General features: G+C 50.0%; 12 protein-coding genes. 10 read left to right on the top strand and 2 right to left on the bottom strand.

The window, feature by feature from the left end:
• The first annotated feature begins 699 nt into the window (after positions 1-699).
• Positions 700-1,128 (top strand): DUF4142 domain-containing protein, encoded by a 429-nt coding sequence (locus HHO50_RS02185; protein ID WP_370457513.1) that lies wholly within the window; start codon positions 700-702, stop codon positions 1,126-1,128.
• A gap of 490 nt (positions 1,129-1,618) precedes the next feature.
• Here the strand turns inward: HHO50_RS02185 and HHO50_RS02190 are convergent, their stop codons facing one another.
• Positions 1,619-2,617 carry an enolase C-terminal domain-like protein gene (locus HHO50_RS02190; protein ID WP_181304367.1) on the bottom strand — a complete coding sequence of 333 codons (999 nt, stop codon included), beginning with the start codon at positions 2,615-2,617 and terminating at the stop codon, positions 1,619-1,621.
• Between the two features lie 237 nt (positions 2,618-2,854).
• Here HHO50_RS02190 and HHO50_RS02195 point away from each other — a divergent pair, with 237 nt between their 5' ends.
• The 9 genes from HHO50_RS02195 to map all read left to right on the top strand — a co-directional run bounded on the left by HHO50_RS02195 (position 2,855) and on the right by map (position 15,000).
• Positions 2,855-4,234, top strand: a complete 1,380-nt coding sequence (locus tag HHO50_RS02195) for a dicarboxylate/amino acid:cation symporter (protein WP_181304368.1) — start codon at positions 2,855-2,857, stop codon at positions 4,232-4,234.
• Between the two features lie 100 nt (positions 4,235-4,334).
• Complete coding sequence (locus HHO50_RS02200; RefSeq protein ID WP_181304369.1) at positions 4,335-4,919, top strand: thioredoxin family protein; 585 nt, start codon at positions 4,335-4,337, stop codon at positions 4,917-4,919.
• 554 nt (positions 4,920-5,473) lie between these two features.
• Positions 5,474-6,634 carry an MFS transporter gene (locus HHO50_RS02205; protein ID WP_181304370.1) on the top strand — a complete coding sequence of 387 codons (1,161 nt, stop codon included), beginning with the start codon at positions 5,474-5,476 and terminating at the stop codon, positions 6,632-6,634.
• 152 nt (positions 6,635-6,786) lie between these two features.
• Entirely contained in the window at positions 6,787-8,730 is a 1,944-nt protein-coding gene (pulA, locus tag HHO50_RS02210; RefSeq protein ID WP_181304371.1) for a type I pullulanase, read from the top strand.
• Positions 8,731-9,053: 323 nt separating this feature from the next.
• Positions 9,054-11,390, top strand: coding sequence for a GAF domain-containing protein (locus tag HHO50_RS02215; RefSeq protein WP_181304372.1), 2,337 nt, complete (start codon positions 9,054-9,056; stop codon positions 11,388-11,390).
• Positions 11,391-11,987: 597 nt separating this feature from the next.
• Positions 11,988-12,527, top strand: a complete 540-nt coding sequence (locus HHO50_RS02220) for an O-acetyl-ADP-ribose deacetylase (protein ID WP_181304373.1) — start codon at positions 11,988-11,990, stop codon at positions 12,525-12,527.
• Between the two features lie 291 nt (positions 12,528-12,818).
• Complete coding sequence (locus HHO50_RS02225; protein WP_181304374.1) at positions 12,819-13,358, top strand: hypothetical protein; 540 nt, start codon at positions 12,819-12,821, stop codon at positions 13,356-13,358.
• 319 nt (positions 13,359-13,677) lie between these two features.
• Positions 13,678-14,154, top strand: coding sequence for a hypothetical protein (locus tag HHO50_RS02230; RefSeq protein WP_181304375.1), 477 nt, complete (start codon positions 13,678-13,680; stop codon positions 14,152-14,154).
• A gap of 78 nt (positions 14,155-14,232) precedes the next feature.
• Positions 14,233-15,000, top strand: a complete 768-nt coding sequence (map, locus tag HHO50_RS02235) for a type I methionyl aminopeptidase (RefSeq protein ID WP_181304376.1) — start codon at positions 14,233-14,235, stop codon at positions 14,998-15,000.
• Between the two features lie 202 nt (positions 15,001-15,202).
• Here map and fabV read toward each other — a convergent pair whose 3' ends face one another.
• On the bottom strand, positions 15,203-16,393 hold the full coding sequence (gene fabV / locus HHO50_RS02240; RefSeq protein WP_181304377.1) for an enoyl-ACP reductase FabV: 1,191 nt from the start codon (positions 16,391-16,393) through the stop codon (positions 15,203-15,205).
• Positions 16,394-16,414: the final 21 nt, after the last annotated feature.

Below are 16,414 nucleotides of genomic sequence, written 5' to 3' on the forward strand. Positions count from 1 at the left end.
GCAATTAGTGGGTGCACGGAATATGCTGTTCCCTTGGCTTATCCGGTTACTCCGCAGGTGCAAGTGCTGTATTGTTTCATCTTTGGCGGTATGCGCTCGGGGAAGACTGGAACTGGGGAAAGTAGCAGAGAGTACTGGCTGAACTCTACCTCTAGTATTTACTCTTCTAAAGCAGATACTCCCCCTTTGAAGGGGGCGAAGGGGGATGTTTACACACGCAGTTCACGCATTCCTTTCTCCTTCATAGGCGTATTCCCCTCCTCGGAGGGGTAGGGGTAGGTTTCGCGCACCGCCCCTACCCTTCCAAGGCACACCAATCATGCAATGCTGGTATAAGTACCCTCTTTTCTATAGCATTCAGCTCCAGAAAAGAGGGTGTAAAGCGCAGAACCCGTTTCTTTCAGCGCAGCACCCGCCTCTATAAAGCACTAACTTACAAGAGACTATCTTCCAGTTTAATAATATAATTATTCATATATGTTAATTAGGGTTTATACCCAATTTAACGTTAGCACTAGAATTTTTCATAGCCTTTCAACTTCATACCCGTAAACAGCTACTAGTTAAAACATCTATCATTTCAATTCCTATGAAAAAACTAACCTCTGGGTGCTGGTTTGGGCACTATTAGTAAGCAGTACCGCTTTTGTTTCTTGCGACGACGACGATGAGGATGCAACGGATCAGGATCGGACACGAGTGGCTACTTTCTTCCAGAATGCTGCTCAAAGTGATATGTTTGAAATCACCACAGGAAACATGGCTAAAGTGAAAGGCTCTACCGCTGAAGTTAGAGATTTTGGAACAATGCTGGTAACAGATCACACCATGACTTCCCAACAAATCATGACCATGGCCGCGGAAAGGAACATTACGCTATCTACCACGGCTCCAGCCGACAAAATGGCCATCATCAATCGTTTAACCGGGGAGTCTGGTTTAACCTTTGACAAAGACTTTGCCGCTGTTCAAGTACTGGCGCACCAAGAAGCCATAGCTCTGTATGAAGCCGCCGACAGAGAAATCATGGATACCGAGGTGCAGACATTCATTGATGCTACTTTGCCCAAACTTCGTACGCACCTGCAACGTGCCCAGACCTTAAAAACTGCGGTTGATAAAATGTAATAAGAGCATGTTTAAATTTCATCTTTGCGCTGCAAATTGCCATAAAAAGAACCTGCGTTCGCCTTTTTCTCGCCCCGTAGCGCTGCTACGCGGCTCAAAAAACGCTTCCGCAGAACCTTTCTCTGACCATTTTCGCCAGCAAACCTGAAATTTAAACAAGCTCTAAGTCACCCTTTCATAAAAAAGCCACCTGCATATTTAAGCAGGTGGCTTTTTTACATAGTGAACCTGTTTAGAGTTTTTCATTAACCGCCATCTAAAGCAATTCCTCTGGTGCGAGGGGCCATGTAGGCCAGCATTTTTAGGCTGTTTTTAGGAAAATAGGCATAAAACAAGAGGGGTATTTGTACACTGCCACAAGCATCCGTTTATACCGCCGTTCTTAGGCTGTTTTTAGGAAAACAGCCTAAGAACTCTAAACAGCCTCAGTACCAATGTTTCTGATTTAAGGCTATTTTCTGAAAATAAGCTTAAAAATGGCGCTTATAGCTTACGGTTGCTCTATGGGATACAGTCTGCCGGCTTCTTCCCGTACCAGTTTGAACGGCTCGTCTTTCACCACCAACATGCCGTCCAGGTCTAGCAGGTCTACGCCGTGGGCGAGTTGCAGGGCAGACCAGATAGCCATAGAAGTTTCCATCATACAGCCAATCATGGTTTTGAGGCCCAGAGACCGGGTCTTTTGCAGAATGGCCAAGCCATTGAGGTAGCCACCGGCTTTCATGAGTTTCATGTTTACCCCGTGGAACTGCTGCTGCAACAGTTCCCAATCGGCGTGGTCGGTGACAGATTCATCGGCGAAGAGGTCATAGGGCGAGCGCTTTTTCAGGTACAGGTATTCTTCCTCCAGCGTAGACGGCATGGGTTGCTCAATCATGAGGATGGGGTATCTTTTCAGGCCTTCAAAGAACCGCAGGAGGGAATCTGGGTCTTGCCAGGCTTCGTTGGCATCTATGATCAAGCCCTGTGACGTGGCTTTGGTGACCTCAGACAACATGTCCAGTCCGCTTTCCTGGTTTACTTTCACTTTTAGGTACTCAAACCGCCGCAGTCCGTGCTCCTTGGTGAAGGCGGCAATCTTGCCGGGCTCCATGATGGGGTAAGAATAAGCCGTGGGGGCCGAGGCCACCGGCTGCACCCCTAAGAATTCGGTCACGGTTTGGCCGTTCCTGCGGCAGAGGTAATGCACAAACGCAGATTCTATGGCAAACCGAAGGGCTGGCATTACCGGGTGCAAACCCATGAGGTGCTGCAGTTCTTCCAAGGAGGCAATCTGATCCAGACCGTTGGCTTGCAGGGTCTGGAATTGCTGCTGCAGCAGGTCGGGCGTTTCGCCGTAGCGCGTGTTGGGCGCGGCTTCTCCCCGGCCCTGCGCGCGTTCATCGGCCACGGTCACAAAAAGATTGGTCTTCACATCTGAGGCGTTGCGGGAGATTTTCCAGGTATAGCGCAACGTGAGGTCTTGGGCCTCCAAATTCCATAGTAGCATAGTAAATAGTAGCGTTTGCAGGCCTAAGTGTACTAAAAAAGATGCAAAGGCCAATAAAAAACCTGTTTTGCCCGCCTTTTTCAAGAAACAGGCAGAAAACGTGTTGCTTGTTTAGAACCGGAAGAAAAAACTATATTTGTAGGTTCCAACACCTTAACCGGTCTTACCGGTCATCTACCCACACAAACCTAAACCTCTGCTTTTCCCCTTCTCCAAGGGAAAAGAGCTTAACGCTGTATGAAAAAAACCACACTCGCCTTAGTGGCTTTTGCGATACTTACCGTGGCCGTTGTGCTCACGCTGTGTCAGAACTATGGAATTGTTGCCCTTCCGGAAGTGGCGCTCACCGCCGTTCGCTGGATTGGCATTGCGGTACTCATTCTGTTTGCTACCCGCAAGAAATCATTGACCACTTGGATTCTGGTGAGCATGGTGATTGGTGCCGAGATTGGCTACAGTTTCCCCGACTTCGCCCAGAACCTGAACGTTTTAAGCAAGGTTTTCCTGAAAATGGTGAAAACCATCATTGCGCCGCTCGTTTTCGCGACGCTGGTGGTGGGTATTGCCGGTCACTCCAACCTGAAACAGGTGGGCAAGATGGGCGTGAAAGCCCTGATCTATTTTGAGGTGGTGACCACCATCGCGCTTTTCATCGGCTTGGCCGCCATTAACATTAGCCGCGCCGGCGACGGCATTGTGCTCAGGGGCCAAACCAGCGACGAGATTACCGCTCCCCCGCCCCAAACCTGGGAAGACATTATTTTGCACATCTTTCCTGAAAACATCGCTAAATCAATAGCCGAAGGGCAGGTATTACAGATTGTGGTGTTCAGTGTGCTCTTCGGGATTGCCCTGGCCATGCTGAATGAGCGCAAGCGCCGCCCGTTGCTGGAAGTGACAGAGGGCCTGGCCGAGACCATGTTCAAGTTCACCAACATCATCATGTTCTTCGCGCCTATTGCCGTGGGGGCCGCCATCGCGTACACCGTGGGGCACATGGGCTTCGGGATTCTGGTGAACCTGTTCAAATTGCTGGCGACGCTGTACGTGGCGTTGATTGCGTTCCTGTTGCTGGTGTTATTGCCGACAGCCCTTATCTTCCGGATTCCGATCAAGATGTTTGTGCAGGCCATTGCCGAGCCGGTTTCCATCGCGTTTGCCACCACCAGTTCTGAGGCCGCCCTGCCGCGCGCCATGGAGGCCATGGAGTCTATTGGCGTACCCCGTAAGGTGGTGGCCTTTGTGATGCCCATGGGCTATAGCTTCAACCTGGACGGTTCCACCCTGTACCTTTCCCTGGCCTCGGTGTTTGTGGCGCAGGCCGCCGGTATTGAGATGCCCTGGGAACAGCAATTGCTGATGGTGTTCACGCTCATGTTAACCAGCAAGGGAATTGCCGGGGTGCCGCGCGCCTCTCTGGTGATCCTGCTGGGGACGGCCGCCTCCTTCAACCTGCCCGTAGAGCCTATCTTCATCATTCTGGGAATTGACGAACTGATGGACATGGCCCGTACCTCGGTCAACGTGATCGGGAACTGCCTGGCTACCGCCGTGATTGCCCGCTGGGAAGGTGAGTTTGTGGATTTGGACGCCCCGCGCGCACTAGAGACTATTTAAGCGCAGAAGTTTCTTTCCTGGAGGTATCTTTTGCACGGCTAGAATCGTTCATTAGTCATTGTGCCCTGGATCTTAACCGCTTTTTAAATTACCGTTGAAGATGTATCTCCGCTTATTGTTTCTTGCTTTTCTGATCTTTGGGGCTTCGGCCTGCGCCCGAAAAACGACTGCTCCTGCGGAACAGTCCGGCTACTCCGCGGCCGGGCAAACGGGCCTTGACCAGCATTTGAACCGCGAGGAAAAGGACACCGCCGGAACCGAGAATATTCTGGTTGGCCCCATTAACCGCGTGGCGTTTGAAAGTGAGCCGTACAGCAAATGGTTTCACCCGGGCTACCAACGGTACACGCCCAACCCCAAGATTATGGAGGAACTGCAGCCTCTGCTGGAAAATGTGACGGTGAAAGCGTACACCGGCAGCTGGTGCCTGGACAGCCAACGCGATTTGCCGCGTTTCTACAAAGTACTTGACCAGGCCCATTTCCCGCATTCCCGCTTTCACGTGGTGAGCCTGCGCGAAGACAAGACCAGCCCCAACGGCGAGGAGAAAGCGGCCAATATCACGGCCGTTCCTACCTTCATCCTGTACCGCGACGGCAAGGAAGTGGGCCGCATCGTAGAGTCGGCTTACCCTACCATTGAGATGAACATGCTCACTATTTTGAAAGCCCCCCCTGCCAAATAAGCTGTTTTAGGGCTAATTCAGAACCTGTTGAGGGCTCTGCTGATGCGCCTCCTGCCGGTGGTTCCCGGCGAGTCTGGAGACTCGTTTCATCCGGTGTCACGAGACTTTAGGCTCGCGCTAGTTGCGTCTAAACCTGTGAGGTCTCCAAGACCTCACAGGTTTTTGCGTTTTAAGGCTGTTTTCAGCAAAACAGCCTTAAAACGCATCACAGGGGTTTCCTTCTCCGGGGCTTATCTTGTAGAAAACTTTTGTTAACGATGCTGTTTGTGAATTATCAATTCCCTTCGCGTTGGTTGAGTAAATGCGGGGATTAGGAAATCCCCGACAGAATGCTTCCGGATTCATAAATCTGGAAGAGCTGAAAGAGCCAGACTGTTTTTAGCTTGTTTTTGGGAAAACGGGCGAAAAGCAGTTGCTGCAAAAAACGTAGTCCTTGCTTATAACTCTAATGAAGTGCTACAAGTAGGGCAAAAACGTTAGCGCAAGGATTGAAATTACCCGCCCATAGTTCCTTCCCGTACAAAGGTGTATTTTTGCCCGAATACCGTTTATACATGCTTTTTACCGCTTCGCTTCCCGTTTCTAGGAAAGCCCATAGAATTGCCGTAGGTGCCCTGTTCTTTCTGCAAGGGTTGTGCTTTTCCAGTTGGGGCTCCCGCATTCCCACCATCCAGCAAAAGCTTCATCTTTCTGAAACCCAGTTAGGGGCCGTGCTCTTCGCCTTGCCCGTGGGGCTTATGCTTTCTTTGCCGTTCACGGGCTGGCTTACCTCTAAGATTGGCAGCCGCAAAGTAGTCACCATTGCCTTGCTTCTTTACAGTGTTACCCTGGTTCTGATTGGCATGAGCCAGAGCATTCTGCACCTGTCTTTGGTGCTGTTCCTGTTCGGGTTTGCGAGCAACATGGCCAACATCTCGGTGAATACTCAGGCGGTGGGCGTAGAAAGCCTGTACAAAAAGTCCATTATGGCTTCTTTCCACGGCCTGTGGAGCTTGGCGGGCTTTGTGGGGGCGGCCATTGGTACGTTTATGATTGGGGCCGAGGTGGAGCCGCTGCAGCACTTCTCCCTGATTATGGCGGTGGTGATGGCGGGCGTGGCCATTGCTTACCAATATGCGTTCCCCAAAGATGCCGCGGTCCCCGCAGACCAGCCGCTGTTTGTCAAACCAGACAAGTCGTTGATGGGGCTGGGACTCATTGCTTTTTGCTCGCTTATCTGTGAAGGAGCCATGTTTGACTGGAGCGGGGTGTACTTCCAGAAAGTAGTGGGCGCCGAGAAAGCCTGGGTGGCCGCCGGGTACACCGCTTTTATGAGCACCATGGCCCTCACCCGCTTCATTGCCGACTGGCTTACCTCTAAACTGGGCCTGAAACGCGTGCTGCAACTAAGCGGCACGTTAACAACCGTGGGGCTTGCCATCTCGGTCACTTTCCCGTCTCTGGTTACCGCCATTCTGGGGTTTCTGCTGGTGGGCGCAGGGGTGTCGGCGGTGGTGCCGTTGGTGTACGGGGTGGCGGGTAAAACCAAGACCATGGCCCCAAGTATGGCCTTGGCGGCAGTTTCTACCATCGGCTTTGCCGGATTTTTGGTTGGCCCGCCGTTGATTGGTTTACTGGCGGGCATCAGCAGTCTGCGGCTTTCTTTTGCCACTATTGCGCTCATGGGCGTAAGTGTGGTCATCCTCTCTGGCCGGATCAAGACAGAAGAAGGATAAGCTATTTCTGAACGGCTCTCCCAGAGTCTTGGGGGCACAGCAGGTTCAGGAATATTATGCTTAGCTTCGGCTTTTGCTGCATCTGTTGCCTTTCGCCTGTTTTCATGAAACGCCGTAAGATCCTTTCTTTATCCTTTAGCTTCGTTTACCTGATGAGTGCTGTTACCGTTTGGGCCCAGATCCGGGAGTTTGACCAATACCCTACCCCCACCGAGGCCAACCTCTGGACGGAGTACACCCCTGAAAGCACCACCTTTAAGCTTTGGTCGCCGATGGCGCAGGAAGTGGTGGTTAAGCTGTATGACGCAGGCAACGGGGGCACGGCGCGCGAAAAGCTGCCCATGCAAAAAGGAGAGAAAGGCGTTTGGCAACTCACCGTCCAGAAGAACCTCAAAGGCGTTTACTATACCTACCAGGTCAAAGCCGATCACCACTGGCTCAATGAAACGCCCGGCATCTACGCCACGGCCGTGGGGGTAAACGGCCAGCGGGCCATGGTGCTGGACATGGCCTCCACCAACCCCAGGGGCTGGGCCACCGACAAAGGCCCCGCGGTGAAAACTATGAACGAAGTGGTATTGTGGGAAGCCCACGTGCGCGACATCACTTCGCACCCCTCCTCGGGCAGCTCTAAACCGGGTACCTTTCTGGGGTTGGTAGAGGCCAAGACCAAAACTCCAGACGGTTTACCCACCGGCATAGACCACATGAAGAATCTGGGGGTCACACACATTCACCTGTTGCCTTCGTTTGATTACCGCTCCATTGACGAGGCCGCGCTGGATACGCCGCAGTTCAATTGGGGCTATGATCCGCAGAACTACAACGTACCCGAAGGCTCCTACTCTTCAGATCCGTTTCAGGCCGAGGTGCGCATCAAAGAGTTCAAGCAGATGGTGCAGGGCTTCCATAAGCGTGGCTTGGGCGTGGTCATGGATGTGGTGTACAACCATACGGGTCTCTCCAAAGGCTCCAACTTCAACCTGGAATTCCCAGACTACTACTACCGCCATACGCCCGATGGGAAATACTCAGATGCCTCGGCCTGCGGCAACGAGACCGCCAGCGAACGCGCCATGGTGCGTACATTCATCATTGAGTCTTGCAAATTCTGGGCGCAAGAGTACCACGTAGACGGGTTTCGGTTTGATCTGATGGCCATCCATGACCTGGAAACCATGAACCAGCTCTCGGCGGAGCTGAAAAAGATCAATCCCAACCTCATTATCTACGGCGAAGGCTGGACGGCTGGCAGCAGCCCCCTGCCCGATGCTGCCAAAGCCCTCAAGGCCAATACCCATCAACTCAGCCATATTGCCGCTTTCTCAGATGATATCAGGGATGCCATCAAAGGCTCCGTGTTTGACGAAAAAGCCAAAGGGTTTGTGAGCGGCGCAACAGACACCGAGGAAACGATCAAATTTGGCGTGGTGGGAAGCGTTTCGCACGCGCAGGTAGACATGACCAAGGTGAACCACACCAAAGCCCCCTGGGCACGCGAGCCCTGGCAAGCCATCTCGTATGTGTCCTGCCATGACAATCTTACCCTGTTAGACAAACTGAAAGCCTCCAGCGAGCACGCCACCCCCAATCAGTTGAAAAAAATGCACCTGCTCTCCAACGCCATCGTGCTCACCTCGCAGGGAACAGCCTTTCTGCACGCGGGCGTGGAAATGATGCGCACCAAAAACGGCGAACACAACAGCTATAACCTGCCAGATGCCATCAACCAAATCAACTGGAACTGGAAAGCCGCGCACCCAGAGGTGTTTACGTATTACAAAAACCTCATTTCCCTGCGCAAAGCCCATCCGGCGTTCTGGATGCCCACCACCCAACTGGTGAACCAACACCTGGAGTTTACCGTCACAGAACCCGGCCTGGTGGGGTATCAACTCAAAGACCACGCCCACGGCGATTCCTGGCAGAACATTCTGGTTTACTACAATGCCCGCGAAATTGCCGCTGAAATACCTCTAACCGGAGAGTGGAAAGTAGCCGCCCTGGGAGAAACCATCAAGTTAAAAGGAGGCAAAAAAGTAAAAGGCACCGTTGCCATTCCTCCGGTTTCCATGCTTGTCCTGTACCAGGAATAAACCTTACATACCACCACGCTACTCAGAGCCTTGCCATTTTCAGCCTATTTTTCAAAAATCAGCCCTAAAACAGAATAGGCAACAGCCCGCCGTTACCGTTTGTGCGTAGAGCGCAGGTCTAAAGACGCTACGAGGTCTTTGGAGCAGGCGGTATGACGGTGGTGACCAAAAACACCCTTCCTACTGCAGTAGGGGTGCCCGGAGGGCGGGGTGGTAAACACGCGTTTTTGAACTGTTTTCTGGAAACCGGCCCTAAAACACAGGCCTGACCAGTACGTACTGTTTTTGTATCTGGGCTACCGTTTTTCCGTTTAAAGACCTGTATGGGATCCAACGATTATCAAATTAGTGTTACTTCTTTTCCGTTCAAGGCGCACCTGAGCCTGAAACCAATTATTACCTACTGGCAGCAGTTCCAAGACAACTGTAAAAGTAGCTTCATGCTGAGCGCGCAGGAAATAGGCAGGCAGTTGCAGGAACTTCCCGAACTTCTGGAGCCTATCACTGATTTGAACACGCTGGGCCCCAAGCACCAATGCCTCATTGATTTGCTCATGACGGCGGTTTTCCCGCCGGCCACGCATGAATCTGAGGCCAGCGGCGTGGTGGGCCCAGGGTATGATGCCAGCTTTTACTACACCCAGCCCTACAAGCAGATTATCCTCAATGACAGCAACCACCTGAAACGCCCCCTCAATATTGACGAGCACCGCACGCTCTTCAACCGGGTGCGCATGGTGTACCTCTTAATTCTGGAGAAATTCTACCACGTGCAGGTGCCGCATGAAGAGTTCCTGATTTATACCGTGCCAGATTACCAACTGGGGCTGTACCGCCACTACAACGTAGTGCTGAACACCCAATTTCTGGACATCACCCTTACGCAAACCCTACCAGCGCTCAGCAAAGAAGACATCCAGACCATGCTGGACAACATCCGCGACATGGACATCTGGATGGAGTTGCTGCCGCCCGAAAACTTTGAGATCAGCGGGTTCTACATCATGAACCTGCTGGACGTAACTGACCAGGAAGTGCTTTCTTCGCTTAAAAACGATCTGCTGGAGCGCGATGTCATGCTGGCACCAGATAGGTTTGAGCAGTTGCAGGAAAAAATCCGCATTCTTTTCAAGCGGCCGCACCTGCAGTTGGGCGTGGCGGCGTTCCATAAAAACAAAAGCGCGTTCGTCAACTTCGGCAACAAGATAAACCACAGCTTTTTGCTGCAGAGCGAAATCACCAGTTCCAGCTACGCCGGTTTCAAGGCTATTTATGACGAACTGGTGCGTGACGGCCATCCGCTGGTTATAAAAAATGTGGAAACAACTACCCAATTACCAGCGGGCGTGCGGGAAGAGATGCTGAGCATGGGCATCCGGAACATTGTGCTGGCCCTGCTGCGCTACGGCAATGACCCCATTGGCATCCTGGAACTGGGCTCTCCCAACCCCGGCGACTTAGACAACTTCGCCATTGCCAAGGTAGAGCAGTTTCTGCCGTTGTTCTCAGTGGCGGTAAACCGAAACTCAGAGGAGATTGAGGCGCGGGTGCAGTCTGTGATAAGGGAGAAGTTCACGGCCATTCACCCGGTGCTGGAATGGCGTTTCAGGGAAGCGGCCATGAACCTGCTGGACAAGATAAACGCCTCGCCTATTGCGCCCACGCCCGAGATGGAGCCCATCATCTTCCCAGATGTGTACCCGCTCTACGCCGTGGCCGATGTACGCAGTTCCAGCACTGAGCGGAACACCGCCATTCTGGGCGATTTGATGGAACACCTGCAACTGGCGGAGCGGGTCTTGAAGAAAGCCGTGGAAGTGCATTCACTGCCCATTCTGGATGAACTGCGCTTCTCTATCTCCAAGCATCTGCGTCAGCTGAAGACAGGATTACTGGTGCAGGATGGCATTCTGATCTTTGAGACCTTGCGGTCACAGGTAGAGCCCATGTTCCAGTTTCTGGAAGTCACCCACCCAGAGTTGCTGCAGTATATTCAGGACTACCGCAATGCCATGGATCCCGGATTGGGTATTCTGTACAAACGCCGCAAAGCCTTTGAGGAGAGCCTCACGCTCATCAACGAAACCATCTCAGAATATGTGGAGCAGCAGGAACTGGCCGCCCAGGAGATGTACCCGCACTACTTTGAGCGGTTTGTGACCGATGGCGTGGAGTTCAATATCTACGTGGGCCAGTCTCTGGTAGAAAACCAGCCGTTTGATCTTATGTTCCTCCGCAACCTGCGCCTCTGGCAGCTGATGGTGATCTGTGAAGTGGCCCGCCGCACGCAGGCCCTCAAACCAAAGTTGAACGTCCCGCTGGAAACCACCCAGCTGATTCTAATCCACAGCCAACCGCTGGCCATCCGGTTCCGGCAAGACGAGCGCAAGTTTGACGTAGACGGCGCCTACAACATCCGGTATGAGATTGTGAAAAAGCGCATAGACAAAGCCCTGGTTCGGGGCACCGAAGAACGCCTCACCCAACCCGGCAAAATCGCGATTGTCTACTCCCAGGCCCGCGAAGCCAACGAGTACCTGGAGTACATTGAATACCTCCAAAACAAAGGCGTCTTAACCGAAAACGTGGAACAGCTAGAGGTAGAAGACCTCCAGGGCGTCAGCGGCCTGAAAGCCCTGCGCGTGCAGATTAAATGCTGAGTTTATTGAGTGAATGAGAGAATGTGGATGAAGTGAGTGTGGGAATGGTTTAATTTAATCGTCGAAGCTGTTTAGAGTTTCAGGCCTGTTTCTGTAAAAGTAGCCTGAAAACGACGGTACAAGCATCTGCATGCGGCAGTGTACCGCTAAACCTCTTGTTTTTGGCCTGTTTTCATAAAAGTAGCCTCAAAACAAGCGCATAAACGGATGCTTGCCCCAAAGGAATTGTTTTAAATGCCGGTGAATGAAAAACTCTAAACAGGTTCGTCATAAACCCCATATTACACCCATGTGGAACGCCGGAGAATTCCCCTCCTTGGAGGGTAGGTTTCCGCATTTTGTATACAGCATTGCATTTTACTATCAACGGCAACTAATTTTATGTTTGTTGTATATCCTGGCTCTTTCGGATTGATCAACCCGAAAACACGCTGTCGGGGATTTATAAATCCTCCACTGCGCGCAGCGCACTCGTTAAAGCTTTCCTGCAAGATGAACTTCCAACAGGGGAATTCAGCAAAAGAAGGCAGCAAACGCCCCCAGACAAGGAAATGATTAGTTTCAAGCTTATTTTCTAAAAAACAGCCCTAAAACGCCATGCCAGACACGTTAGCCCACCGCCTTCAACTCCTGCAGGGAGACATCACCAAAGTACAGGCAGATGCCCTTGTGAACGCCGCTAATTCCAGTTTGTTGGGCGGCGGCGGGGTGGACGGGGCTATCCACCGGGCAGGCGGCCCGGCCATTCTGGAAGACTGCCGAAAAATTGTGGCCCGCCAGGGCGGCTGCAACACCGGGGAAGCGGTGATCACAACGGGCGGCAATTTACCGGCGAAACACGTCATCCACACCGTGGGGCCAGTCTGGAACGGAGGCCATAGAAGGGAGCCGGAATTACTGGCCAATTGTTACCACAACTCTTTGCAATTGGCGCAGGAACACGGGATAAGAACCATTGCCTTCCCCAACATCAGTACCGGAATTTACGGGTACCCCAAAGACAAAGCCGCCAACGTAGCGGTGCAGACGGTACGGGCCTTCCTTGCGCAGCACCAACTGCCAGCCCAAGTCATTTTTGTGGTATTTGATGCGGAGAACCTGCGGTTGTATGAAGAGCAGTTAACGAACCTTTCGTAAGAGGAGGAATAACTTTTGCCTTTTCTGACCTTCCCGCCATCACAAGGTAAAAAACCGCGCAAACAAGGGAGTACCCCCTAGTGGAAGCAGAGGGTATCCTGAGATAAAATACTTGCCCTGCCTAGAAAATCACTAAACAGTAAATGGTATATTCGGCAGTTACAGCCTCCGCTTATCTGACTACCGGTAGTCGAATAAACGGATGTTGCACTCCATACATAGCGCCAATAACCGGAGTTGTTCCGTTTATACAATAGTTGGGCAAAATGGAAAATATTAACAAAAAAAAAGGTGTCTAGAGTTTTAAGAGAAACTTTACTTTTTATCCTACTTGCAGTTGTATTTTCAAGCTGTACAAGGATAAATGTTCCTAAAGAAGCTAGGACAGATTTTGTAAATATTTTTGGTGAGGGAAGTTCTGAGACACCAATTTATAGTCTTGACAGCAGTAGCACCAACATTGGATATCTGTTCAATCAGAAGCAAGATGACTCTCTCGCTAGGAGAACTAACTCCGATTTTCAATTAAAAATCAAGCAAATAAATGAAAAAAGGCTTCTAGTGCAGCTATGGAATCAACAAGGCGATTCCCTAACAAAATTGGTAAAAGGAAAATACTCAGGAAAAGCCTTCAGGGTAAAAACTGGACTGTTTGTGAATGGGAATCCGCTTGTCTGGGGAATAGGCACAAGTGACAATATAATTGCTAAAAATAAAACTGGGGAACTAGTGATATATCACCACCGTGGCGGGTTTGGATTCTTTACCATTTTGCCAATTATGGGGGCAAGTAGCGGCTTGGATATTATAAGGCTAAGTAAAGTTGAATAAAAAACCACATTGCCCAACATTGTGTAAAAATTATGCGTCGGCCGACGGCCTAGCACACTTTTTACACGAGACCGTTGTGCGTAAGTCGGAATTGAATGAAATCCCTAAATTAAAAGAGAATATAATGATAGATTTTATATGTGACATTCTTCCTAGATTACAGACAGAGGGATAGTTCAGGCAATTTAAGTTTATAAAAAAGTACATTTCGCTTCGACAGAAAACTGACTTTGGTTTTTATAACATAGAATTCTATCAACATAGAACTTATGATTTAGGACGGGATGAACCTGCGCTAAAAGTTTATCCTGTTTATGGAGTGCGGTTTGACATTTTATCAAAATGGTTTGAAAAATTCAGCTTTAAGTCAATTTCTGACCAAAGAAACAATCTGACTGTCTTTGCTGACGGTAAAACTTTAGGGAATCAGGACGAATTTTATTTCCTTGATTCAGGAAAACATTTTGAGTATGACTACTCTAATTTCAAAGAAAGAATAATAAACATAAGCTCAGCCTTTTTCTCCAAATACAAGACTGTAGACAATTATTACATCAATGACGTGTTGCCTGTCCTTAACAAGGAACGCTCGATGAGTGATGTTGGAGCGGATTGGATTTTTGAATATTTAGCAGCAGTAAAACTTTGCCAATTTGAGAGGTACGATGAAATGGTTGCCATATTGAAAGAGCAAATTCAATTCATGAATAATAGAAATGAACCAAATGTTTCATCGTACAAAGACATGTTTGAAATTGTTTTCAAAGAATTAAAAACAGTTAAGTTAGGCAAATAAGAAAGAACGGTCGACGGCCTAGCACGTTGTTTACACGAGGCCGTTGCCAGTAAGTAGAGATTTCCAAACAATTTACATATGTCAATAACAAGTGAGCCCGAACTTATTGGAATGCAAAGAATAAGTGAAGTTGTTGCGTTAACCCTGAAGGAAATGCGGAACTATGCTAAACCAGGTATGACAACCAAAGAGCTGGACAACTTTGGCGGGCAACTACTCTTGAAATATGGGGCAAAGTCAGCACCTGCAGTAACGTATAACTTCCCGGGTTGGACTTGTATCAGCCTAAACAGTGAAATTGCCCACGGAATACCTTCTGCCACCAAACTAATGCAAGAAGGTGATTTAATTAACGTTGATGTTTCTGCGGAACTGGATGGTTACTGGGCAGACAACGGGGGCTCATTCGTGTTAGGGAAAGATGTAAACAACCATCAACCTCTGGTAGACGCTTCCAAAAGAATCTTACAGAAGGCCATCAACAACATTCAAAGCGGAGTTCGGATTGCTGAGATTGGGCGACTAATTGAAAGTGAAGCCAAAAAATCAGGATTTAAAGTAATTAAGAACTTAACAGGTCATGGAATTGGAAGAAGATTACATGAGGAACCACATGAAATAGCCAACTATTACGATAAATTTAATTTAACAAGGTTTAGAAAAAATTCAGTGGTAGCCATTGAGACTTTTATATCTACTACTTCAACAATGGCAAATACCCTAAAGGATGGGTGGACTTTAGTGGGCAACAAAGGAGGGTTTGTAACGCAACATGAACATACCATAGTAGTGACAGATGGAAAGCCCATTATCTTGACAGAAATGAATGAAGTTTGGAGCTATTGAAAGTTAAAACTGATGCTAACCATGGGTAAACGTTACTCTCAGCTTCGTCGTCACTTACACAAAACGTTAGCAGTAAACCTTAACAGATGTAGCCTAACATGAAGAAAAGACCTTGCAAACGACTTCAAAGTTCGCTTACAGGGTCTTTTCAGGAGGACACATAGACTTTTGAATCTATCTGTCCTCAGTTAAGAGAAGCAGCTTACACCAAACCCGGTACTTCCACTACTTCGTTCACCTCTTTTTCATAGTCAACCCCGGCAACCTCAAACCCGAACAGGTGGAAGAAGTCGGTTTTGTAGCCGTTCAGGTCGCCAAGGGTGGGTAAGGTTTCGGTGGTGGCTTGCTCCCAGAGAGCCGCTACTTCTGCCTGCACATCGTCGCGCATTTCCCAATCATCAATCCTGATTCTGCCTTTCTCGTCCACCGTTACTTCGCCGCCGGTGTATAATCTTTCCTGGAACAATCGGTGGATCTGCTCAATGGTGCCTTCATGGATTCCTTTCGCTTTCATCACCTTGTAGAGCAACGAGATGTACAACGGAATCACCGGAATGGCCGAGCTGGCCTGCGTTACCAAGGCCTTGTTCACCGACACGTACGCTTTTCCGTTCAGGTCTTTCAGGGAATCAGTGATGGAGAAAGCGGTCGCTTCCAGGTGGTCTTTGGCGCGGCCAATGGTTCCTTTGCGGTACACGGCTTCGGTGAGGGCCGGCCCAATATACGAGTAGGCCACGGTGGTGGCACCAGCAGCCAGCAAATCTGCGGCTTTTAAAGCGTCTATCCACATGGCCCAGTCTTCGCCGCCCATCACCGCTACGGTGTTCTCAATATCTTCTTCCGAGGCAGGTGTGATGCTTACCTCAGAGACATTGCCGGTATGGAAATCGACGGTTTTGTTGGAGAAAGTCTGCCCAATTGGTTTCAGCACCGAGTTGTGCACCACGCCGGTTTTGGGGTGTACCCTGCGGGGCGAAGCCAGACTATAAATTACCAGGTCCACTTGGCCCAAATCGGCTTTGATCAGGTCAAGCGTTTTCTGCTTGATTTCGTCAGAGAAGGCATCACCGTTAATGCTTTTGGCGTAGAGACCGGCTTCATGGGCTTGTTTCTCAAACGCGGCGGTGTTGTACCACCCCGGTGAACCCGGCTTCCCTTCGGCCGATGGTTTTTCAAAGTAGACCCCAATAGTGGCGGCGTTGGCCCCAAAAGCGCTGGTGATTCTGGAGGCTAAGCCAAAGCCGGTGGATGCGCCTATGACTAATACCTTTTTAGGCCCGTCTACCGGCCCTTTAGATGTCACATAGTTGATCTGGTTCACTACATTCTGTTCGCATCCTTTGGGATGGGAGGTTAGGCAGATAAAGCCGCGTACTCTGGGCGTAATAATCATATAAAGCTGGTTTAACAGTTA

This window comes from Rufibacter sp. XAAS-G3-1 (assembly GCF_013623775.1).
Lineage (GTDB): Bacteria > Bacteroidota > Bacteroidia > Cytophagales > Hymenobacteraceae > Nibribacter.

What these genes read in the sequence shown, in the direction of transcription:
- HHO50_RS02190 (WP_181304367.1), bottom strand. Translation starts at nt 2,617, where the DNA reads ATGCTACTATGGAATTTGGAGGCCCAAGACCTCACGTTGCGCTATACC.
- HHO50_RS02195 (WP_181304368.1), top strand. Translation starts at nt 2,855, where the DNA reads ATGAAAAAAACCACACTCGCCTTAGTGGCTTTTGCGATACTTACCGTG.
- HHO50_RS02200 (WP_181304369.1), top strand. Translation starts at nt 4,335, where the DNA reads ATGTATCTCCGCTTATTGTTTCTTGCTTTTCTGATCTTTGGGGCTTCG.
- HHO50_RS02205 (WP_181304370.1), top strand. Translation starts at nt 5,474, where the DNA reads ATGCTTTTTACCGCTTCGCTTCCCGTTTCTAGGAAAGCCCATAGAATT.
- pulA (WP_181304371.1), top strand. Translation starts at nt 6,787, where the DNA reads ATGAGTGCTGTTACCGTTTGGGCCCAGATCCGGGAGTTTGACCAATAC.
- HHO50_RS02215 (WP_181304372.1), top strand. Translation starts at nt 9,054, where the DNA reads ATGGGATCCAACGATTATCAAATTAGTGTTACTTCTTTTCCGTTCAAG.
- HHO50_RS02220 (WP_181304373.1), top strand. Translation starts at nt 11,988, where the DNA reads ATGCCAGACACGTTAGCCCACCGCCTTCAACTCCTGCAGGGAGACATC.
- map (WP_181304376.1), top strand. Translation starts at nt 14,233, where the DNA reads ATGTCAATAACAAGTGAGCCCGAACTTATTGGAATGCAAAGAATAAGT.
- fabV (WP_181304377.1), bottom strand. Translation starts at nt 16,393, where the DNA reads ATGATTATTACGCCCAGAGTACGCGGCTTTATCTGCCTAACCTCCCAT.